The sequence below is a fragment of the Streptomyces sp. NPDC057950 genome, assembly GCF_042887295.1.
GTDB classification, from domain to species: domain Bacteria; phylum Actinomycetota; class Actinomycetes; order Streptomycetales; family Streptomycetaceae; genus Streptomyces; species Streptomyces kaempferi.
This window is the reverse complement of sequence record NZ_JBHVPP010000033.1, coordinates 37,551-59,637: the sequence shown is the minus strand read 5'-3', so window position 1 is coordinate 59,637 and position 22,087 is coordinate 37,551. Positions and strand designations below refer to the sequence as shown.

18 protein-coding genes and 1 riboswitch are annotated in these 22,087 nt (G+C 69.3%); of the genes, 13 read left to right on the top strand and 5 right to left on the bottom strand.

Annotated elements, in window-relative coordinates; all coding sequences use genetic code 11:
- Positions 1–89 precede the first annotated feature (89 nt).
- Together ACFVTC_RS38905 and ACFVTC_RS38900 are read left to right on the top strand one after the other, a co-directional pair.
- Entirely contained in the window at positions 90–1,484 is a 1,395-nt protein-coding gene (locus ACFVTC_RS38905) for an FAD-dependent oxidoreductase (protein ID WP_390133937.1), read from the top strand.
- Between the two features lie 105 nt (positions 1,485–1,589).
- Positions 1,590–2,579, top strand: coding sequence for a polyprenyl synthetase family protein (locus ACFVTC_RS38900; protein ID WP_390133934.1), 990 nt, complete (start codon positions 1,590–1,592; stop codon positions 2,577–2,579).
- A gap of 122 nt (positions 2,580–2,701) precedes the next feature.
- Here the strand turns inward: ACFVTC_RS38900 and ACFVTC_RS38895 are convergent, their stop codons facing one another.
- The 4 genes from ACFVTC_RS38895 to gcvT form a co-directional block, all read right to left on the bottom strand.
- Positions 2,702–4,069, bottom strand: coding sequence for an L-serine ammonia-lyase (locus ACFVTC_RS38895; protein WP_390133932.1), 1,368 nt, complete (start codon positions 4,067–4,069; stop codon positions 2,702–2,704).
- Positions 4,070–4,169: 100 nt separating this feature from the next.
- Complete coding sequence (gene glyA, locus ACFVTC_RS38890) at positions 4,170–5,432, bottom strand: serine hydroxymethyltransferase (RefSeq protein ID WP_390133930.1); 1,263 nt, start codon at positions 5,430–5,432, stop codon at positions 4,170–4,172.
- An 11-nt stretch (positions 5,433–5,443) separates the two neighbouring features.
- On the bottom strand, positions 5,444–5,821 hold the full coding sequence (gene gcvH / locus ACFVTC_RS38885; protein WP_266701478.1) for a glycine cleavage system protein GcvH: 378 nt from the start codon (positions 5,819–5,821) through the stop codon (positions 5,444–5,446).
- A 135-nt stretch (positions 5,822–5,956) separates the two neighbouring features.
- Positions 5,957–7,075, bottom strand: a complete 1,119-nt coding sequence (gene gcvT / locus ACFVTC_RS38880; RefSeq protein ID WP_390133927.1) for a glycine cleavage system aminomethyltransferase GcvT — start codon at positions 7,073–7,075, stop codon at positions 5,957–5,959.
- A gap of 146 nt (positions 7,076–7,221) precedes the next feature.
- A riboswitch (glycine riboswitch) is annotated at positions 7,222–7,343 on the bottom strand.
- Positions 7,344–7,511: 168 nt separating this feature from the next.
- Between gcvT and ACFVTC_RS38875 the strand changes: the two genes are divergently transcribed.
- From ACFVTC_RS38875 to ACFVTC_RS38830, 10 genes are all read left to right on the top strand, one after another.
- On the top strand, positions 7,512–8,186 hold the full coding sequence (locus ACFVTC_RS38875; protein WP_390133991.1) for an AAA family ATPase: 675 nt from the start codon (positions 7,512–7,514) through the stop codon (positions 8,184–8,186).
- 284 nt (positions 8,187–8,470) lie between these two features.
- Positions 8,471–9,253, top strand: a complete 783-nt coding sequence (locus ACFVTC_RS38870) for an enhanced serine sensitivity protein SseB (protein WP_168530338.1) — start codon at positions 8,471–8,473, stop codon at positions 9,251–9,253.
- Between the two features lie 170 nt (positions 9,254–9,423).
- Positions 9,424–10,224 (top strand): enhanced serine sensitivity protein SseB C-terminal domain-containing protein, encoded by an 801-nt coding sequence (locus ACFVTC_RS38865; RefSeq protein WP_390133925.1) that lies wholly within the window; start codon positions 9,424–9,426, stop codon positions 10,222–10,224.
- 887 nt (positions 10,225–11,111) lie between these two features.
- The gene (locus ACFVTC_RS38860; RefSeq protein ID WP_168530340.1) at positions 11,112–12,110 is read left to right on the top strand and encodes an ABC transporter permease; all 999 of its coding nucleotides are present in this window, start codon (positions 11,112–11,114) and stop codon (positions 12,108–12,110) included.
- A 72-nt stretch (positions 12,111–12,182) separates the two neighbouring features.
- A complete protein-coding gene (locus tag ACFVTC_RS38855) occupies positions 12,183–13,931 on the top strand; it encodes an ABC transporter substrate-binding protein (RefSeq protein WP_390133923.1) in 1,749 nt (582 codons plus the stop codon).
- 99 nt (positions 13,932–14,030) lie between these two features.
- A complete protein-coding gene (locus tag ACFVTC_RS38850; RefSeq protein WP_168530342.1) occupies positions 14,031–15,044 on the top strand; it encodes an ABC transporter permease in 1,014 nt (337 codons plus the stop codon).
- Positions 15,041–16,129 carry an ABC transporter ATP-binding protein gene (locus tag ACFVTC_RS38845; protein WP_390133921.1) on the top strand — a complete coding sequence of 363 codons (1,089 nt, stop codon included), beginning with the start codon at positions 15,041–15,043 and terminating at the stop codon, positions 16,127–16,129. The genes ACFVTC_RS38850 and ACFVTC_RS38845 overlap by 4 nt, the downstream gene beginning before the upstream one ends.
- A 23-nt stretch (positions 16,130–16,152) precedes the next feature.
- Entirely contained in the window at positions 16,153–17,541 is a 1,389-nt protein-coding gene (locus ACFVTC_RS38840) for an ABC transporter ATP-binding protein (RefSeq protein WP_390133919.1), read from the top strand.
- A 106-nt stretch (positions 17,542–17,647) separates the two neighbouring features.
- Positions 17,648–19,039, top strand: coding sequence for a M1 family metallopeptidase (locus ACFVTC_RS38835; RefSeq protein WP_390133917.1), 1,392 nt, complete (start codon positions 17,648–17,650; stop codon positions 19,037–19,039).
- Between the two features lie 66 nt (positions 19,040–19,105).
- Positions 19,106–19,771, top strand: coding sequence for a trimeric intracellular cation channel family protein (locus ACFVTC_RS38830; protein ID WP_390133915.1), 666 nt, complete (start codon positions 19,106–19,108; stop codon positions 19,769–19,771).
- Here the strand turns inward: ACFVTC_RS38830 and ACFVTC_RS38825 are convergent.
- Positions 19,671–20,900: an alpha/beta hydrolase gene (locus ACFVTC_RS38825; RefSeq protein WP_390133913.1), complete on the bottom strand. Its 1,230-nt coding sequence runs from the start codon at positions 20,898–20,900 to the stop codon at positions 19,671–19,673. The genes ACFVTC_RS38830 and ACFVTC_RS38825 overlap by 101 nt on opposite strands.
- Positions 20,901–21,114: 214 nt before the next feature.
- On the opposite strand from ACFVTC_RS38825, the gene ACFVTC_RS38820 reads away from it, so the two are divergent.
- Positions 21,115–21,975: a thioesterase family protein gene (locus ACFVTC_RS38820; RefSeq protein ID WP_390133911.1), complete on the top strand. Its 861-nt coding sequence runs from the start codon at positions 21,115–21,117 to the stop codon at positions 21,973–21,975.
- Positions 21,976–22,087 lie beyond the last annotated feature (112 nt).

The following is a 22,087-nucleotide window of genomic DNA, read 5'->3' as shown; positions in this document are numbered from 1 at the left end:
CGGCACGACGTCGCGGATGATGCGGTGTGGTGTGCGGCCGGTGAGGTCCGCCGCCCGCTCCGTCCCTGCGACAGAAGAGAGTTCCGTACATGCCCGACAGATCCGCTCCCCGCCGCACCGCCGTGGTCATCGGCGGGGGTATGACGGGCATGCTCGCGGCGGCCGTGCTCGCCGACCACGCCGACGTCACGATCGTCGAGCGCGACCGCCTGCCGGACGGCCCGCGACCCCGCAAGGGGCTGCCGCAGGCCCGGCACGCCCACGTGTTGTGGTCCGGCGGGGTCAAAGCCATCGAGGAGCTCCTGCCGGGTGTCGTCGACCGGCTCGTCGGCCAGGGCGCACGGCGGAGCCGCATCATGACCGACCTGGTGTCCAAGGCTCCGTCCGGCCAGTGGTTCCGCCGCTTCGACCACGCCCGCCACATCAATCTTCTGTGCAGCCGCGACCTGCTCGATGCCGTGATCCGCGCCCGGGTGCTCGAGGACCGGCGCATCTCCCTGCGACAGCAGACCGAACTGGTGTCCCTGGAAGGCGACGCCGGACGCGTGTCCGGAGTCCGCATACGCGTGGCGGACACCCACAGCGTCCTCGCCGCCGATCTGGTCATCGACGCCGGCGGGCGTGGCAGCCGCGCCCCCGGCTGGCTGCGGGACCTGGGCCTTCCACCCGTGGCCGAGCGTACGGTCGACGCGGGCGTCGGCTACGCCAGCCGGATCTACCGCGCCCCCGGCACCACCGCCGACGGTTTCCCGATCGTCAACGTCCAGGCGGACCCCCGCCAGAACCCCGGCAGGGGCGGCATCATCACCCCCATCGAAGGCGGCCGCTGGCTGGTCACCCTCGCCGGGACCCGTGGGGGCCAACCCGGCGCCGGCAACGAGGACTTCGTTCCCTTCGCGCTCAAGCTGCCGCACCCCGTCATCGGTGAACTCCTCGCCGACGCCGAGCCCGAGACGGACGTCGTCACCACCCGGAGCACGGCCAACAAGCGGCGCTACTACGAAAAGGCGGCCCGCTGGCCCGACGGCTTCGCCGTCCTCGGCGAGGCCGTCGCCGGCTACAACCCCGTCTACGGTCACGGACTGACCGCCGCCGCACAGAGCGTCGTCGCCCTGCGCGACGTCCTGCGACGGCGGGACCTCCGCGCCCCGGGCACGTCCCGGCGCATCCAAAAGGCCGCGGCCCGCCCGGTCGAGAACGCGTGGAGCCTGGCCGTGGGCCAGGACGTGTTCTACCCGGGCGCCAGTGAACAGCCCCCCACCCGGCTCGAAAGGAACCTCGCCGCCTTCGTCGACAAGGCCGTCGGCGCCGGCTCGCGCGACCCCCGCGCCCTCCGCATCCTGCTGGACGTGATGAGCATGGAGAAACCGCCTGCCCGGCTGCTCATGCCCGACATGCTCGCCCTGGTCTACCTCGGCCGGAAGAAGCCCCTTCTGGAAGGGCCGCCCCTGACGGAGCACGAGCGTGCGGCCGCCGCCGGCTGAAGCCGTTCCCGCCGGGCCGCAGCCGCGTATTCCGTGCCCCGGACGACTCGAAGCCCGCGTCCGGAACGGCCCGTTGAAATCCACCACAGAGACACGGAACAGCACATGACTGCCGCATCGTATCTGGACCTGCATCAGGAATTCTCCTCGGAAATAGAGGAGGAAATAGCGGCCATCCTCGAACGGCTCGGCCCGTCGGCGGAATCCGTCAAGGGCGTCGTCGCGGAACTCCTGCGCCACCAGAGGATGAAATACCCTCTGTCGGTGCTACCGCTGGTCGTGCACGGTGTCGAGACGGGCAGCCCCGAACCCGCCGTCCCGCTGTCCGCCGTGCACGTGCTGTGGTGGACCTCGGCCTGCTATCTCGACGATCTGGCGGACGGGCACGGCGCGCACACGCCCGCCGGACTCACCGTGCACGAAGCACTCCTGGCAGCCGTGGTCACGGGACACGTGCTCTCGCTGAAGGCGATCGGCTCGCGACGGATCCCGGAGCCGGTCCGAGGCGCTCTGACGGCCGAGGTCCTCGACTGCGGGATCACCGCCGCCCAGGGGCAGCTCGGCGACATGCGCGCGGACGTGGGCCACGCGTCCCGGAACTCGGTCGTCACGGCCTACCGGGAGAAATCCGGCGCCCCCTTCGGCATGATCACCGCGATGGCCGCGATACTGGCGGGCGCGGAGGCCGAGCGGATCGATCTGTGGCGGGAGTTCGGCTCCGTGTTCGGAATTCTGTGGCAGATGTTCAACGACCAGGAGGACATCGCCTCCGGACGGAACGAGGATCTGCTGAACGGTACCGTGACCTATCTTTTCGCCTGCGCTCTGGAAGACGCGGCGCCCGATCTCAGGCCCCGCATCCTGGACCTGCACTCCGGTGCGAGAACATCCGCCGCGTCACGGGCGGCCCTGACCGGCCTGCTCCTCACCCCGGCCGTACTCGACCGCTACGAGGACGACATCCGCAAATTCCGGGACGAGGCGCACCGCATCCTCGGCGACCTCGGCGGCGACGAGAGCTACCTGCCCGTTCTCCGGCAACTCGTGGACCGGACCTCCCGGCTGCTGCTGCGCCCGGGGGACACCGCAGGATGAGCCCGACCGGCCGAGTCGACCAGCGGGGAGCCGGACGTCGCGACCGGCCCGGCATCGCACCGCGTCACCTCAGGCTCCGGGGAGCCGGGCTGACAGGAACCCTGTGTTTCGGGCGCGGTGGTTCAGCACTCGATGATGTTGACCGCCAGCCCGCCCCGCGCCGTCTCCTTGTACTTGACGCTCATGTCCGCGCCGGTCTCCTTCATGGTCTTGATGACCTTGTCGAGGGAGACCTTGTGGGAGCCGTCGCCGCGCATCGCCATCTTCGCGGCGGTGACCGCCTTGACCGCGGCCATGCCGTTGCGCTCGATGCAGGGGATCTGGACCAGGCCGCCGACCGGGTCGCAGGTGAGGCCGAGGTTGTGTTCCATGCCGATCTCCGCGGCGTTCTCGACCTGCTCGGGGGAGCCGCCCAGTACCTCGGCGAGGGCGCCCGCCGCCATCGAACAGGCGGAGCCGACCTCGCCCTGGCAGCCGACCTCGGCGCCCGAGATGGAGGCGTTCTCCTTGAAGAGCATGCCGATCGCGCCCGCGGCCAGCAGGAAGCGGACCACGCCGTCCTCGTCCGCGCCCGGGACGAAGTTGATGTAGTAGTGCAGCACCGCGGGGATGATGCCCGCGGCCCCGTTGGTGGGGGCGGTGACGACCCGGCCGCCCGCCGCGTTCTCCTCGTTGACCGCCATCGCGTAGAGGGTGATCCACTCCATCGCGTGGGCCAGCGGGTCGCCCTCGGCGCGCAGCTGGCGGGCCGAGACGGCGGCGCGGCGGCGCACCCGCAGGCCGCCGGGCAGGATGCCCTCACGGGACATGCCGCGCGACACGCACGCCTGCATCACACCCCAGATGGCGAGAAGGCCCTCACGGATCTCCTCCTCGGTGCGCCAGGCCCGCTCGTTCTCCAGCATCAGCGCGGAGATCGACAGTCCGGTCTCCTTGGTCAGCCGCAGCAGCTCGTCGCCCGTACGGAAGGGGTACTTCAGGACGGTGTCGTCCAGCTTGATGCGATCCTCGCCCACCGCGTCCTCGTCGACCACGAAACCGCCGCCGACGGAGTAGTACGTCTTCTCCAGCACGAGTTCGCCGGAGGCGCCGTACGCGAAGATCGTCATGCCGTTCGCGTGGTAGGGCAGTGCCTTGCGCCGGTGCAGGACCAGGTCGTCGTCGAAGGAGAAGGGGATCTCCCGCTCGCCGAGCAGGCTGATGCGGCCCGAGGCCTTGATCTCCTCGACGCGGCCGTCGGCCCCCTCCACGTCCACCGTCCGCGGCGAGGCGCCCTCCAGGCCGAGCAGCACCGCCTTCGGGGTGCCGTGCCCGTGGCCGGTCGCGCCCAGTGAGCCGTACAGCTCGGCCCGGACGGAGGCCACGGCGGGCAGCAGGTCCTCGTTGCGCAGCCGGTGGGCGAACATCCGGGCCGCGCGCATCGGGCCCACCGTGTGGGAGCTGGACGGGCCTATGCCGATCGAGAACAGGTCGAAGACCGAGATGGCCACGGGAACTCCTAGCAAGCGGGGTGGTGCATGAGGTGGGCGCCGCACACAGTCGTGCTTCCAGTGTGCGCGGCGCCCCGAAGAATCGTACGTTCCGCGCGAACTACTTCAGGCCGGGGTACAGCGGGTGCTTGTCGGCCAGAGCGGACACCCGGGCCTTGAGGGCGTCCGCGTCGTAGGACGGCTTCAGCGTCTCGGCGATGATGTCCGCGACCTCGGTGAAGTCCTCGGCCTGGAAGCCGCGGGTGGCGAGGGCGGGCGTGCCGATGCGCAGTCCCGAGGTCACCATCGGGGGTCGCGGGTCATTCGGGATCGCGTTCCGGTTGACCGTGATGCCGACCTCGTGGAGCCGGTCCTCGGCCTGCTGTCCGTCCAGCTCGGAGTTGCGCAGGTCGACCAGGACCAGGTGCACCTCCGTGCCGCCCGACAGGACCGAGACGCCGTGCTCGGTGACGTCGGGCATCACCAGGCGCTCGGCCAGGATCCGCGCGCCGTCGAGCGTGCGCTGCTGGCGCTCCTTGAAGTCGTCGGAGGCGGCGACCTTGAAGGAGACGGCCTTCGCGGCGATCACGTGCTCGAGCGGACCGCCCTGCTGGCCCGGGAACACCGCGGAGTTGATCTTCTTGGCCAGTTCGGCGGTGGACAGGATCACGCCACCGCGCGGGCCGCCCAGCGTCTTGTGGGTGGTGGTGGTGACGACGTGGGCGTGCGGCACCGGGTTCGGGTGCAGCCCCGCCGCCACCAGGCCGGCGAAGTGCGCCATGTCGACCATCAGGTACGCGCCGACCTCGTCCGCGATCCGGCGGAAGGCCGCGAAATCGAGCTGCCGGGGGTAGGCGGACCAGCCGGCCACGATCAGCTTCGGCCTGGACTCCTTGGCGAGGCGCTCGACCTCGGCCATGTCGACCCGGCCCGACTCCTCGTCCACGTGGTACGCGACCACGTCGTAGAGCTTGCCGGAGAAGTTGATCTTCATGCCGTGGGTCAGGTGCCCGCCGTGCGCGAGGTTCAGGCCCATGATCGTGTCGCCGGGCTTGAGCAGCGCGAACATCGCGGCCGCGTTGGCCTGGGCACCCGAGTGCGGCTGTACGTTCGCGTGCTCGGCGCCGAACAGCGCCTTGACGCGGTCGATGGCGATCTGCTCGACGACGTCGACGTGTTCGCAGCCACCGTAGTAACGGCGGCCCGGGTAGCCCTCGGCGTACTTGTTGGTCAGGACCGAGCCCTGGGCCTCCATGACCGCGACCGGAGCGAAGTTCTCCGAGGCGATCATCTCCAGGGTGGACTGCTGGCGGTGCAGCTCGGCGTCGACCGCGGCCGCGACGTCCGGGTCCAGCTCGTGCAGGGGCGTGTTCAGAAGCGACATGCGGTGACTCCTCAGCCGGCGGTGAAGGCGGTGTACTCGTCGGCGGACATCAGGTCGTCCGGCTCGTCCGTGACCCGTACCTTGAACAGCCAGCCGCCCTCGAAGGGCGCGGAGTTCACGAGGGACGGGTCGTCCACCACGTCCTGGTTGGCCTCCACGATCTCGCCGGTGACCGGCGCGTACAGGTCGCTGACCGACTTGGTCGACTCCAGCTCCCCGCAGGACTCGCCCGCGGTCACCGTGTCACCGACCTCCGGAAGCTGGGCATAGACGACATCGCCGAGCGCGTTGGCCGCGAACTCGGTGATGCCGACCGTCGAGACGCCGTCCTCGGCGACCGACAGCCACTCGTGCTCCTTGCTGTAGCGCAGCTGCTGGGGGTTGCTCATGGCCTGAATTCTCCTGTACGCGGGGGAGTGCTGATGAACGGGTACGGACGGGGTGTCCGGATGCCGGGGTGTCGTGGGACGGGGGACAGGGCGCGACGAGGTACGTCACGTCGACGCGCCCGGCCCCGGGTGGACCTACTTCTGGCGCTTGTAGAACGGCAGCGCCACGACCTCGTACGGTTCGTGACTGCCCCGGATGTCCACGCCGACGCCGGCGGTGCCCGGTGCGGCGTGCGCGGCGTCGACGTAGGCCATGGCGATCGGCCGGCCCAGCGTCGGGGAGGGAGCGCCGGAGGTGACCTCACCGACGACCGCGCCGCCCGCGACGACGGCGAACCCGGCGCGCGGGACGCGGCGGCCCTCGGCGACGAGCCCGACGAGCACCCGCGGGGGGTTCGCGGCGGCGCGTTCGGCGGCTGCCTCCAGGGCCTCGCGGCCCACGAAGTCACCCTCCTTCTCGAACTTCACGACCCGCCCGAGCCCCGCGTCGAACGGGGTGAGCGAGGTGGTCAGCTCGTGCCCGTACAGCGGCATGCCCGCCTCCAGGCGCAGCGTGTCGCGGCAGGACAGACCGCACGGGACCAGCCCGGCCGGCGCACCCGCCTCGGTCAGCGCCTGCCACAGCTTCTCGGCGTCGGACGGGGCCACGAAGAGCTCGAAGCCGTCCTCGCCCGTGTAGCCGGTGCGCGCGATCAGCGCCGGGACGCCCGCGACCGTGCCCGGGAGACCCGCGTAGTACTTCAGGCCGTCGAGGTCGGCGTCGGTGAGCGACTTGAGGATCCCGGGGGACTCGGGGCCCTGGATGGCGAGCAGCGCGTACGCGTCCCGGTCGTCACGGACCTCGGCGTCGAAACCGGCGGCGCGCCCGGTCAGCGCGTCGAGGACGATCTGGGCGTTGGAGGCGTTGGCGACGACCATGTACTCGGTCTCGGCCAGCCGGTACACGATCAGGTCGTCGAGGATGCCGCCGTCGGCCCGGCAGATCATGGTGTAGCGGGCGCGGCCCACGCCGACGGAGGCGATGTTGCCGACCAGCGCGTGGTTCAGCAGCGCGGCGGCCTGCGGGCCGGTGACCGTGATCTCGCCCATGTGCGAGAGGTCGAAGAGACCGGCCCGGGTGCGGACGGCGACGTGCTCGTCGCGCTCGGAGCCGTACCGCAGGGGCATGTCCCAGCCCGCGAAGTCGGTCATCGTCGCGCCCAGCGAGCGATGCAGGGCATCGAGCGCGGTACGGCGGGGTGCGTTACTGCTCATCGGTGGGGCTCCCAAGGCATGACGGCGAGGTCGTTCCTCCCCATCTGTCATCGGAACCTGAGAGGTTCATCACGACCCCGCGAACGGAGGTCACGACTTGCACCTTGGGTGGAGCCACCGGTCAGCGGCCCGCTTTTCAGATGTGCCTCGCCCGCGCGGTAACGGGGCCTGAGAGATTCAAGGGAGGGACTTGCTCCTTCGGCGTCCCAGCACGACGTACGTCACACGGATGTGTGCACGTCACTGGGAACTCTCCCGCGCGGATTCAAGCGGCCGGTATGCAGTTGGCGGGCACATCATTGCACGCGCCGTCGGATGACGGCAGTCCGCATCTGTAACCGGCCTGTGGCAGTCCGAACACGGAAACAGCAAGCATCGCGCATTACCTTCTCTTTACACTCGACGGGGATGGGACTCCAGACCCAAGGGGAGGACGATCACGGTGAACAGGACCAGGGCGTACGCCACGACCTCGGCCCTCGCGCTGCCGCAGCAGCCGGGTACCGCGGCCCGGGAGGTGCGCGGCGCGCTTCCGGCGGCCGTCGTGCGCGACCTCAGGGAGCGCGCCGGACACAGCCCGCACGGCCTGTACTTCGGCACGGCGGACCTGGTGGTGGTCACCGGGCTGCCGGGCAGTGGCAAGTCGACCCTGATGCGCCGCGCGGTCGCGGGCCGGTGCGTGGACTCCCAGGACACCCGCGACCGCTGGGACGGCCGGCTGGCCCGCCGGCTCCCGTACGCGCTCTACCGCCCCCTGGTCCGCCTCGCGCACTACGCGGGCCTGCGCCGCACACTGCGTTCCGGCACCGGTGTCGTGGTGCACGACTGCGGTACCCAGGCATGGGTGCGCCGCTGGCTCGCCCGCGAGGCCCGCCGCCGGGGCGGCACACTCCACCTCCTGCTCCTCGACGTCACACCGGGCACGGCGCTGGAAGGCCAGCGCGAACGCGGCCGGGGCGTCTCGCGGTACGCCTTCGCGCGTCACCGGGGCGCGCTCGGCCGGCTGGTGCGTTCCGTCGAGCGGGGCGAACTGCCGGAGGGATGCGGCTCGGCGGTACTCCTCGACCGCGAAGCGGCGGATGTGCTGCGCCGGATCGGCTTCGACGGTTGACGGACGCGGGGAGCCGGCGGCGCGCGAGCGTGTCGTACGGAAGCACGTCGTGCGGAGGTACGTCGTACGGAGGTACGTCGTACGGCGGTGCGGAGCCGGTCGGGCAGAGGGCCGGTCGGGCAGAGGGCCGGACGGAAGCCGGCAGGGGAGGACGGGACATCGTCGTACGAGAGGGTCGTAGGCGCCCACTAACCTTTCCAGCCGGAACACCACAGCAGAGCAGCAGCGCAGCACACCAGGACACCGGAACACCGGATCAGCGGTTCACAGCAGGCGGTATACAGATGGACTTCCCCGACTTCCCGGCACCAGCGCACCCACACCCCCACCCGCACGGCGGGTGGCCGGGCAACGAACTGGAGGAGGTGCTCTCCGCGTCCCTCGGAGTGCCCTCGGCGGGCGGCCGCATCGTCGAGGTCCTCGGCCGCAGCTTCGTCTGGGTGCCGCTGCCCAACGGCGGCGGTCCGCACGCGGGCCCCCTCGACCTGCCCACGCTGGAGATCGAGGGCCAGGCGTACGTGCCGGTCTTCAGCTCCGAGGAGCAGTTCCGCCAGGTCGTCGGCGGCCATCTGTCGTTCACGATCGCGCCCGCCGTCGAGTTCGCCCGCGGGCTGCCCCCGCAGGTGGGCGTCGCGATCAACCCGGGAGGTGTGGTGGGCGTACCGCTGCCGCCCCTCGCGGTCGCCGAACTGTGCCGTGCCGGGCGCACTCCGCTGGACGGTCCCGCGAGCGGCGGCCGGGTGAAACTCTCCGAACCCGACTGGCAGGACGACCCGGTGGACTTCCTGGCCGCGGCCTCGGCCGAGTTCGCGGCGACCGGTGTGGTGCTGACCGCGCGTCGCTGCCTGGCCAGCATCGAGGGCGACCACCCCCTGATGTTCATCGGGGTCGAACTGGCCGGATGGGAGGGCGACGCCCGGACGCTCCCGCTGGACGCGCTCGGTCGGGCCCTCGGCCGGGTGCCGGTGGACCGGCCGGTGAACATGGTGTTCCTCGACGTCGCGCAGGACCCGGTGGGGGAGTGGATGCGCGCGAACGTGCGCCCGTTCTACCAGCAGGGCTACTGACGCGGCGGGGAGCTCCCGGGCTGTGCGTCAAGTCGCTGTCAGGATCGCCGCTTAAGCTGGTTTCATGGCTCGGTCGGGGTGTGGTCGAGGTGTCGACGCACCTCGGCCACCGGTGTCGCTGGCGTAATGGGTGAGTTCATCGTGATTTCTTCGCGAAGGGGCGATTGAGGGTGAGTGCGTCGGGCACGGCCGCGGCCGGGCAGGTCGAGCACATGCTGCGCCAGGTGACGCCCGGGCGTTACGACGCCTACGAGGCGCTCCTTCGCGCGCTCGCGACCCCGTCGTCCGGCCAGGTGTGGATGCTGCTCTGGCACGGCCAGGGCGGGTCCCCGGACGCCCAGTACGGGAACATGGAGGTGGGCGGCTTCGGATACGCGCCGTGCGTCACCTCCGCCCAGGAGCTCTCGGCCAGTGGCTGGAACCGTTCGTACGAGGTCGTCGACGGCCTCGACGTGGCCCGAACCCTCTACCCCGACCACTTCGGCCTCTGGCTCAATCCGCACGCTCCGGGCGGCGGGCTCGGCATCCCGTGGCTGGATCTGCGCAGGATCGCCGCGGGCCTGGAGCGCCAGCCCGCCGGTCCCCTACGGCTGTCCGAACCCGGCATCGAGATCCCGCAGTTCTACGCCCTGCTCACGCAGAACGCGCATCGCACCCCGGCCGTCCGCTCGTTGCGGCGGACCTGGGTGCAGCCCGCGCTGGGGGCGCCGTATCTGGCCATCGGGCTCGACGTCTACGACACCTCGCCGCCCGCCGTCGACTCGGTGCGGGCGATGATGCAGCAGTCGATCGGCGCGGTTCCGGACGGGCTGCCCGTGTCGACCGTCGCGATGTCCGACGAGTACGACCCGGTGGCGATGTGGCTGCGCGCCAACGCGCGCCCGTTCTACGACCGTGAGGCCCACGCGGCCCCGGCGCAGGCACCGATGGCGGGTGGGTACGGCTACCCGCCGGCGCGCGGACTGTACTGATCCGCGCCGCACGGCGCCGGCCGTTCCGGCACCACGGCGCGGGCCTGTCCGTGCCGGATCCCCCCGCACCCGCGGCGCGGGCCTGTCCGTGCCGGATCCCCCCCGCACCCGCGGCGCGGTCGTGGTGGCCGTCTGCCCTTCACGACGGTGGCCGAGGAGACCACCGCGTACCGCTCCCGCGTCCGCGGGACGACCTTTGCTTTGCGGTGAATGTCCGGCCTGCGGGGGTTGAGGGGCGGGTGAAGGCCGCCGGAAGGACGGGGCCGGGCATCTCCTCCGACTGCTGTGATCCATGTCACTCGCCACCGAAGTGGAGTGCGCCGACCGGCAGTTGGGGGTGCCCTGTCGCCGGGGTCGCCGGGGAGGTAGGGGCTGGTCCCTGGGGGAATGAGGGGTTCCATCGGTGCGCCGGCGAGGCTGCCGGTTGCCAGGTTTGAACCGGCGGCGAGTGGTCACGGCTTGCCTCGGCCTCGCGCATACTGGTTGCCCCTTCACCTTCCTCACCGCGCTGACCTGCGCGCGAGAAGGCGAAAGGGCCGGTTGTCCGCTTTGGGGGTGACAAGCGGTGAAAGGGTCCCTCGTGGGCCCTTCCATAGCAACTGACCACTGTCCGACCCCCGTTACCCACTGTTCGGATAACGGAATCCCCCTAAGAGCATCACGGTTGCGCATACTTTCCCCGTCAGCTCTGGCACGTGATCGTGGAGTCGCTGAAGACTCCCGTGTCAGACATGGGGTCATCGATCCTGTGAGCGAGACAAGTCGTAGTTCAAGAGCGCAGCGGTGCCGCATCATCTGCGGCAACTGCGCACGTCGTATAGGCGAGGCAAGCCGTGGACCGCGGCATGCAGAGGCCGGTGACCACCGGCGAGAAGGGTCAGGGCACTGTGACCGCACCGATCGAGACCACCGGGGCGGCTGCCGAGGCGCAGCCGGAGGCAGTCCTCGCCGGGGCCAAACAGAGCCAGATCCAAGGTCGTTCCCTCGGGCGGATCGCCTGGAACCGTTTCAAGCGGGACAAGGTCGCGGTGGCCGGCGGAATCGTCGTCATCCTCCTGATCCTGATGGCGGTCCTGGCGAAGCCCATCGAATCGATCTTCGGTCTGGACCCCAACGAGTTCCACCAGGACCTCATCGACCCGGCCCTGCTGTCGCCCAGGGGCAGCTGGGGCGGCATCAGCCTGCACCACCCGCTGGGTGTCGACCCGCAGTTCGGGCGTGACGTGCTGACCCGCATCATCGAGGGCTCCTGGGTCTCCCTGCTGGTCGCGGGCGGTGCCACCATGCTGTCCGTCGTGATCGGCGTCGTGTTCGGCGTCGTGGCCGGCTTCTACGGCGGCTGGGTCGACACCATCATCAGCCGGGCGATGGACACCTTCCTCGCCTTCCCGCTGCTGCTCTTCGCGATCTCGATCTCGGCCTCGCTGCAGGACGGGGCGTTCGGACTGACCGGACTTCCGCTGCGGATCGCCGTACTCATCTTCGTGATCGGATTCTTCAACTGGCCGTACATGGCACGCATCGTGCGTGCGCAGACGCTGAGTCTGCGTGAGCGCGAGTTCGTCGAGGCCGCACGCAGCCTCGGTGCCCGCGGGCCGTTCATCCTCTTCCGAGAGCTGCTGCCCAACCTCGTCGCGCCGATCCTGGTCTACGCGACGCTGCTGATCCCGACGAACATCCTGTTCGAGGCGGGCCTCAGCTTCCTCGGCGTGGGCATCGCGCCTCCCCAGGCATCCTGGGGCGGCATGCTCACCAGCGCGGCCGGCCTCTACGAGACCGATCCGATGTACATGATCGTGCCGGGCCTGGCCATCTTCATCACGGTCCTGGCATTCAACCTGCTGGGCGACGGGCTGCGTGACGCACTCGATCCCCGCAGCAAGTAACGCGCGGCAACACCCAGTTCGTCCGCCGCAACCATCAATTGAGGGGGCTTTCCTCAGGTGAAGACCAAGAAAGTGACAGCTGCAGTCGCCACTGCAGTGGCGCTGACGCTGGGGGCGTCTGCGTGCAGCAGCTCCGACAGCGGAGACGGTGGCAGCAGCAAGGGGGGCTCCTCCGCGAAGGCTGACGCCGCGCTCACGTCCGTCGTCAACGCGAGCACCAAGAAGGGCGGCACGGAGAACTTCGAGATCTCCGACGTCCCGGACTCGCTCGACCCGGGCAACACGTACTACGGCTGGGTGCAGAACTTCTCCCGCCTCTACGCGCGTTCTCTCACCACCTTCAAGCCCGCGGCGGGCAAGGCCGGCCTCGAGGTCGTCCCGGACCTCGCCGAGGGTCTCGGTGTGCCCACCGACGGCGCCAAGACCTGGACGTACAAGCTCCGCAAGGGTCTGAAGTACGACGACGGCACCCCGATCACCTCGAAGGACGTCAAGTACGCCGTCGAGCGCTCCAACTTCGCTCCCGAGGCGCTGTCCAACGGTCCGACGTACTTCAAGGCGCACCTCCTCGGTGGCGACAAGTACCAGGGTCCCTACAAGGACAAGTCGAAGGACGGCATCGCGTCCATCGAGACGCCGGACGACACGACGATCGTCTTCAAGCTGAAGGACGCCTTCGCGGACTTCGACTACCTGGCGACGTTCAACCAGACGGCGCCGGTGCCGCAGGCGAAGGACACGGGCGCCTCGTACGTCCAGCACATCGTCTCCTCGGGCCCGTACAAGTTCCAGTCGTACGAGGAGGGCAAGAGCGCCACCCTCGTCCGCAACACCAACTGGGACCCGGCGACGGACCCGATCCGCAAGGCCCTGCCGGACAAGGTCAACATCCGGTTCAAGGTCAACCAGACCACCATCGACAACAACCTGATGTCGGACAACATCACGGTTGACGGCGCTGGTACCGGTGTGGCTCCGGAGACCCAGCCCAAGGTTCTGACGAACGCCAAGTACAAGGCGCAGCTCGACAGCTCCTACGCCGGTGCGACCGGGTACGCGGGTCTCAACCTGCACGTGAAGCCCTTCGACAACATCGACTGCCGCAAGGCCGTCCAGTGGGGTCTCGACAAGGCATCGGTCCAGGCCGCGGCCGGCGGTGACCCCAAGGGTGACGTCGCCACCACGCTGCTTCCCCCGACCGTCAACGGTTACACCAAGTTCGACCTGTACCCGTCCGCGGGCAACAAGGGCGACGTGGCGAAGGCCAAGGACTCGCTGAAGGCGTGTGGCAAGCCGAACGGCTTCACCACCAACCTGTCGGCCCGTTCGGACCGTCCGGCTGAGATGGCCATGGCGACCGCCATCCAGGCGTCGCTGAAGAAGATCGGCATCACGGTCAACATCAAGTCGTACCCGAGCGGTAAGTACTTCTCGAACTTCGCGGGTGTCCCGAGCTACGTGCACGAGCACGACCTCGGCATCATCATGACCGCGTGGGGCGCGGACTGGCCGACCGGTTTCGGCTTCCTGGACCAGATCATCAACGGCTCGGCCATCAAGCCGTCCGGTGGTAACAACGTCTCGGAGCTGAACGACCCGGCGATCAACAAGGCGCTGAACGAGGGCATTGCCAACACCGACGCCACGGCCCGTACGAAGGCGTGGGGCGAGGTCGACAAGCTGGTCATGGAGAACGCCTCCGTGGTCCCGCTGGTCTACCGCAAGAACCTGCTGATGCGGCCCACCTCCGCGACGAACGTCACGGTCACCCAGGCCTACCTCGGCATGTACGACTACCTGCTGATGGGTTCCGCGAAGTAATTGCGGGCCCGTTGGGCTAAGAGACTGAAAGGCAGGTGAAGGCGCCGGTGTCCGCCGGCCGGGTGACCCCCGGCCGGCGGGCATCGATGCCGGACAGCTGTGGCTGCGTACATCATCCGACGCGTGTTTGGCGCTGTGGTGCTGCTGCTGATCGTCAGCGCCGTCACCTTCGCGATTTTCTTCCTCGTCCCCCGGCTCGCCGGGCAGTCGATGGACCAACTGGCCGCCCAGTACGTGGGCAAGGACGCCAACAAGGCGTCCATCGCCGCGGTGAAGCAGAACCTCGGGTTCGACAAGCCGCTCTACGAGCAGTACTGGCACTTCATCAAGCAGATCTTCGTGGGAGCGGACTACAAGTTCGGTCCCGACGCCTCGCACTGCTCCGCGCCGTGCTTCGGCTACTCGTTCAAGTCCCACATCGAGGTCTGGCCGCAGATCACCGACCGCATTCCGGTGACCTTCTCGCTGGCCATCGGCGCGGCGGTCATCTGGGTGACCACCGGTGTCGCGACCGGCGTCGTGTCGGCCCTCAAGCGGGGTTCGTTCCTCGACCGCTTCTTCATGGGTATCGCCCTCGCCGGCGTCTCCCTCCCGATCTTCTTCACCGGCATGCTGGCGCTGGGCCTCTTCACCGTCCAGTGGCCGATCTGGGACACGGGCGTCAACTACGTCAACTTCACCGACAACCCCGGTGAATGGGCGTGGAACCTGCTCATCCCGTGGTGCAGCCTCGCGTTCCTCTACTCGGCGCTCTATGCCCGGCTCACCCGAGCCGGAATGCTGGAGACCATGAACGAGGACTACATCCGCACCGCTCGGGCGAAGGGCCTGCGGGAGTCCAAGGTGATCGCCAAGCACGGTCTTCGGGCCGCGCTGACCCCCATCGTCACGATCTTCGGTATGGACTTCGGCCTGCTCGTCGGCGGCGCCGTCATCACCGAGAACGTCTTCTCCTTCCAGGGCCTCGGCTTCTACGCCGTCAAGGGCGTGTCGGACAACGACCTGCCGATCGTCATGGGCGTCACCCTGGTCGCCGCCTTCTTCATCGTCGTCTGCAATCTGCTGGTGGACCTGGTGTACGCCGCCATTGATCCCCGGGTGAGGCTCGCATGACTGAACTCAGCAAGACCGGAGCGGCAGTCGGTGAGCCCGTGGAGAGCGCGCCGACGGACGCCGAGGGGGCCTTCCTCTCGGTCCGCGACCTGCGTATCCACTTCGACACGGACGACGGCCTGGTCAAGTCCGTGGACGGCGTCAGCTTCGACGTGAGGCCCGGCCAGACCCTCGGCATCGTGGGCGAGTCCGGCTCCGGCAAGTCGGTCACCTCGCTCGGCATCATGGGGCTGCACCGCACCGCCAAGGCGAAGATCTCCGGCGAGGTGTGGCTGGACGGCGAGGAGCTCATCGGCGCCGACCCCGACCACGTACGCCGGCTGCGCGGCCAGAAGATGGCGATGATCTTCCAGGATCCGCTGTCCGCCATGCACCCGTACTACACGGTCGGCGCGCAGATCATCGAGGCGTACCGCACCCACCACAAGGTCAGCAAGAAGGTGGCGCGGGCCCGTGCCATCGAGATGCTCGACCGGGTCGGCATCCCGGAGCCGGGCAAGCGGGTCGACAGCTACTCCCACGAGTTCTCCGGCGGTATGCGCCAGCGCGCGATGATCGCGATGGCACTGGTCAACAACCCCGAACTGCTCATCGCGGACGAGCCGACCACGGCTCTGGACGTGACCGTCCAGGCCCAGATCCTCGACCTGATCCGGGATCTGCAGAAGGAGTTCGGCTCCGCGGTCATCATGATCACCCATGACCTGGGCGTCGTCGCCGAGATGGCGGACGAAATCCTGGTCATGTACGGCGGCCGGTGCATCGAGCGCGGTTCGGCCGAGAAGGTGTTCTACGAGCCCCGGCACCCCTACACCTGGGGTCTGCTCGGCTCGATGCCGCGGCTGGACCGTGCCCAGACCGAGCGCCTCATCCCGGTCAAGGGCTCCCCGCCCTCGCTGATCAACATCCCGTCCGGCTGTGCCTTCAACCCGCGCTGCCCGTACGCGGACGTGCCCAAGGACAACCTCACCCGCACGGTCCGCCCCGAGCTGGCCGAGGTGGGCAGCGATCACTGGGCCGCCTGCCACATGTCGCAGGAGCAGCGCGAGAAGATCTGGATCGAAGAGATTGCGCCCAAGCTGTGAGTGAGAACGCAGAGGACAAAGCAGTGACCATCCCTGCACAGAGCGACGGCGCGGAAACGGCGAAGTCCCCGGCGGCGACCCTCACCAAGGGCGCGGCCAAGGGCGAGACGCTGCTCAAGGTGACCGGGCTGCAGAAGCACTTCCCCATCCGCAAGGGCCTGCTGTCGCGGCAGGTCGGCGCGGTGCGGGCGGTCGACGGCATCGACTTCGAGGTGCGCGCGGGGGAGACCCTGGGCGTCGTGGGCGAGTCCGGCTGCGGCAAGTCGACGATGGGCCGGCTGATCACCCGGCTGCTCGAACCGACCGGTGGCAAGGTCGAGTTCCAGGGCAAGGACATCACGCACCTCAGCACCGGGGGCATGCGCCCGATGCGCCGCGACGTGCAGATGATCTTCCAGGACCCGTACTCGTCGCTGAACCCGCGTCACACGATCGGCACGATCGTCAGCGCTCCCTTCAGGCTGCAGGGCGTCGAGCCCGAGGGCGGCGTCAAGAAGGAAGTGCAGCGGATGCTCGAGGTCGTCGGCCTCAACCCCGAGCACTACAACCGCTACCCGCACGAGTTCTCCGGCGGTCAGCGTCAGCGCATCGGCATCGCCCGCGCGCTCGCGCTGAACCCGAAGCTGGTCGTCGCGGACGAGCCGGTGTCGGCGCTGGACGTGTCCATCCAGGCCCAGGTCGTCAACCTCCTCGACGACCTGCAGCAGGAGCTCGGCCTCACGTACGTGATCATCGCGCACGACCTGTCGGTCGTCCGGCACGTCTCGGACCGGATCGCGGTGATGTACCTCGGCAAGATCGTCGAGCTCGCCGACCGTGACTCGCTCTACACGGCGCCGATGCACCCGTACACCAAGGCCCTGATGTCCGCGGTGCCGATCCCGGACCCGAAGCGCCGGAACGTGAAGAGCGAGCGGATCCTGCTCACGGGCGACGTGCCCTCGCCGATCGCGCCGCCGAGCGGCTGCCGCTTCCACACGCGGTGCTGGAAGGCCACGGAGATCTGCCGGACGACCGAGCCGCCGCTCCTCGAGCTGAAGCCCGGCCAGCAGGTCGCCTGCCACCACCCGGAGAACGCGGAGGACCAGGCGCCGCAGGACGTGGTGCTGCTGTCGGCCGCCAAGGTCGCGATCGAGCTGGTCCCGGACGCGGTGCTGGCCGAGGAGGCCGCCGCGAAGAAGTCCGTGGCGCCGGCGGAGAAGGCCCCCGAGGCCGCGGCCGAGGCTGCGGAGACCGCTGAGGTTGCCGAGACCGCTGAGGTCGCGGAGGCGTCCGAGGCTGTGGAGGTCGCCGAAGCTCCGGAGGCTGCCGATGCTCCCGGGACTGCCGCGTCGGTCGAGGCACCTGAGGTCACCGAGGCGGAAGCCCCCGCCGAACCGGAAGCCGGTCGTCAGGAGTCAACCGACAAGTAGGCCATGACGATTGGGCAAAGTCATGAACATGCCCGAACGGGAGAGTGCAGAGTCTCGCGTGTCCATCTGATCGGGAACGATCGGAACACGTACGAAAGGGACGCTCATGGCACTCTCCCGTTCGGCACGTTTAGGGGCCCTCGCGACCGCGGCGGCCTCCTTCCTCGTCATCGCCGCCTCCTCCGCCCCGAAACCGGGCGCCGACGGCATCGGCGATCCCTACTTCCCCCAGCTCGGCAACGGTGGCTTCGACGCCCGCCACTACGACCTCGACGTGGCGTACAACCCGGACACCGACCGGCTCGACGGGCGTACGACGCTCACGGCCCGCGCCACCCAGAACCTCTCGTCGTTCGACCTGGACCTGCAGAAGCTCGAGGTCACGAAGGTCGAGGTGAACGGCAGACGGGCGGGCTTCACGCGTACGGGCGACGAGATCCGCATCACCCCGCGCGGCACGCTGTCGAAGGGCAGGACCTTCACGGTGACCGTCACCTACGGGGGTGTCCCCGAAGCCCTCAACGGCCCCATAGTCTTCGGTTCCGACTACGGATGGATGAAGACCGCGGACGGGGTCTTCGTCGCCTGCGAGCCGAACGCCGCCTCCACCTGGTTCCCGTCCAGCGACCACCCGTCCGACAAGGCCACGTACGACATCCGTATCAAGGCTCCGAAGGGCCTCACCGGTGTCTCCAACGGCCGCCTGGTCTCGACGCGCGACCAGGGCGCCAGCACCGTCACGCACTGGCGCGAGAACCGGCCCATGGCCACCTACCTCGCGACCGCGACCATCGGGAAGTTCGACGTGAAGTCGGGGCGGACCCCGGCCGGCACGCCGATCTACGTCGCCATCGACCCGGTGCTCGCCAACAGCAACAGCGTCGACGTGTACGCCGTGACGGCCGCGGCCACCGACTACTGGTCGCAGATCTTCGGTCCGTATCCCTTCGAGGAGACCGGCGCGATCGTCGACGACATGCCGGAGGCCGGGTTCTCGCTGGAGGTGCAGTCCAAGCCCGCGTACTCCGCCGTGCGCTCCGAGTCGACCATCGTGCACGAGCTGGCGCACCAGTGGTTCGGCGACTCGGTCTCGGTGGAGCGCTGGAAGGACATCTGGCTCAACGAGGGCTTCGCGACCTACGCCCAGTGGCTGTGGTCCGAACACCAGGGCGTCCGCTCGGCGCACGACTCGTTCCTCGCCGGGTACGGCACACGGCCCGCGGACTCGTCCTTCTGGCAGACGGTGGTGGCCGATCCGCAGCGGGACACCATGTTCGCCTCGGCGGTCTACCAGCGCGGCGCGATGACGCTCCAGATGCTGCGCGAGCGGATCGGCGACACGGCGTTCTTCAAGCTGCTGCCCGCCTGGACCAAGCTGCACCGCTACGGCAACGCGAACACGGCCGACTTCATCCGGCTCGCGGAGAAGGTCTCGGGGCAACAGCTCGACGATCTCTTCCAGACCTGGCTCTACAGCCCGGGAAAACCTTCCCTCTAGGTATCAGTTTGCCTTCTGGGCCTTCTTTTGTAAGGTGCAGTCCCTGCGTCGGGTGAGAATGTAGGGGTGCTTCAGCAACTTTTCAGTCCCTCCGTCCAGCACACGCTCGACCTGATAGGCATCTTCGTTTTCGCGATCTCGGGTGCCCTGCTGGCCGTACGCAAGAACTTCGACGTCTTCGGCATCGCCGTCCTCGCCGAGGTCACCGCGCTGGGCGGAGGGCTGTTGCGTGACGTGGTCATCGGGGCCGTGCCGCCGGCCGCGTTCACCGACCTCGGCTACTTCCTCACGCCGCTGCTCGCCGCGCTCCTGGTCTTCTTCCTGCACCCCGAGGTGGAGCGCATCCAGGGCGCGGTGAACGTCTTCGACGCGGCCGGACTCGGTCTGTTCTGCGTCGCTGGCACCACGAAGGCGTACGAGTACGGTCTCGGCCTGACCGCGTCGGCGGCCCTCGGGCTCGCCACCGCCGTCGGCGGCGGTGTGCTGCGTGACGTGCTCGCCAACGAGGTGCCCTCGCTGCTGCGCTGGGACCGCGATCTCTACGCGGTCCCGGCCATCGTCGGCGCCACCATGGTCGCCCTGTGCATCCGCTACGACGCGCTGACCCCTTTCACCAGCGGTCTGGCGGTCGTCACGGCTTTCGTGCTGCGGCTTCTCGCGATGCGCTTCCACTGGCGAGCGCCGCGTGCCTGGAACCGGCGCTCGACAGCGACCGAGGCGGAGACCCCTTAGCCCGTGCGCCGGGGCCGATCTGCAGGGTCAGCCAGCGGAACACCTCGGTCACCTGCGGTCGCCACAGGGCCATGTTGTGACCGCCGGCGCTCCGCGGCAGCAGCACCACCTGCACGGTCGTCGGCGGTTTCGCGATCTGCTGGAGCGCGGCGCCCGCCTCGTAGCCGTCGTGCACCTCGCCGGAGTAGTAGAGGGCGACGCGGGGCGGGACGCGGTCGGCGCGCAGCAGCAGGAGGGGGTTGTTGCGACGACGCAGTTCGAGGTTGCGCGCGGGCAGCGAGTTGCGTTCGCCGATCGGGTCGTTGTAGCCGGACATGCTGACCGCGGCGCGGTAGCGGTCGGGGTGGGCGACGGCGAGCTTGGTCGCGCAGTGCGCCCCCGCCGAGTAGCCGGCGACGCCCCAGCCGTCCGGCGCTGCCTTGGCGCGGAAGTTGTCCGTCACCATCTTCGGCACGTCGATGCTGAGCCAGGTGTCGGCGTTGACCTTGCCGGGGACGTTCGCGCAGCCGGTGTCCATCTTGGCCAGCAGCGTCGTACGGGGTGCCACCAGGATGAACGGCGCGACCTGCCCGTCACGCATCAGCGGCAGCAGTTGTTCGTGCACCTTCAGGGAACCGAACCATGCCTTGGCCGAGCCCGGATAGCCGGGCAGGAGTTCGACCACGGGGAACTTCCGGTTGCGGTAGGCGGGCTCGTTGTACTGCGGCGGCAGCCAGACGTAGACCTCCGCGTTCACGCCCGAGACCTGGCCGTGCAGCTGGGTGACGCGCACCCCGCCCGCCCGGTGCATGGCGGGGCCGTCCGACTCCGTGAACGTCTGGTGGATCCTGGGCAGGTCCCGTACCTGGACGCCACCGGTGCCGTCGGCGCCCAGGTCGGCGGCCGCCTGCACGTGGTTGCCCGTGCCGAGGAGGTCGGACCAGTTGTCGTAGAGGCTGTTGGCGTTGTTCACGAGGACGAAGACGAGAGTGATCGCCGTGCCCTGGACGAACAGCAGCATCAGCATCCGGGCCGTGCTGCGCAGGAACGCGGGGCCGGGGATGCGCGACCACAGGACGAGAGGGAGGACGAGGGCGACCGCGACCAGGGCGATCGCGGTGAGGAGGAACGGCGTTCCGGTGAGGCTCACGGTCTGTGCGTCTCTTCCTGTGACGGGCTGGATCGGGCTCGGTGGCTGCATCGGGTTGTATGTCCCTGAAGAGGGGGTTCCGAAGCCGTTGGTCACGGACGAGTGGCGGACACTTACCAAGAAATTGCCGAAATCTCACCTTGGGCGCGGGCGTGTGATGTGCGCGAAACAGAAAAAGCTACCGCTTAGTAATGGCCTGTTGTACCGTTCAGGCATGTCAGAAGCAGCCTCGGCACAGGCCGTGCGAGCCACGATCGGCGACAGCGAGTTCGACCGCGACACCGCGGTCACCCTGCGTGCACCCGGCGTCTACGACGTCGACCTGTCCCCCGGATGGACGATCATCAGCGCCGTCAACGGCGGGTACCTGCTGGCCGTCCTGGGCCGCGCCCTCGCGGACGCCCTGCCGCACGACGACCCGTTCACCATCTCGGCGCACTACCTCACCGCCTCCCAGCCGGGACCCGCGGTCGTCCGCACTGACGTCGTCCGCACCGGCCGTACCCTGTCGACCGGCCAGGCCTCGCTCTTCCAGTACGACGACGAGGGCCGCGAGGTCGAACGGATCCGCGTGCTCGCCTCGTACGGCGACCTGGGCGCCCTGCCCGACGACGTCCGCACCACGGCGACGCCGCCCGCGATCCCGCCGATGGAGCACTGCTTCGGGCCCGAGGACGGACCGGCCCCCATCGACGGCAGCTCCGCCATCACCGAGCGACTGATGCTCAAGCTCGACCCCTCGACGCTGGGCTGGGCCCTCGGGGCGCCGTCCGGCAAGGGTGAGATGCGGGCCTGGTTCGGGCTCGCGGACGGCCGCGACGCCGACCCGCTCTCGCTGCTCCTCGCGGTCGACGCGCTGCCTCCGACCGCCTTCGAGATCGGGCTGTCGGGCTGGGTGCCGACGGTCGAGCTCACGGTGCACGTGCGCTGCCGCCCCGCGCCCGGCCCGCTGCGGGTCTCCATCACCACCCGCAACCTGGCCGGCGGCTTCCTGGAGGAGGACGCCGAGGTGTGGGACGGCGCGGACCGGCTGGTCGCGCAGTCCCGGCAGCTCGCCCGGGTCAGGCTCGGCTAGCCGGCCGCCGGCCCGGACAGGGGTCACCGTCCGCCCGTAGGGGACCCCGCCACGGGCCGGGGTCCCGGGGCGACGCGTTCGGTGAACGGGTGCGTCACCCGGGCCCGTCGCC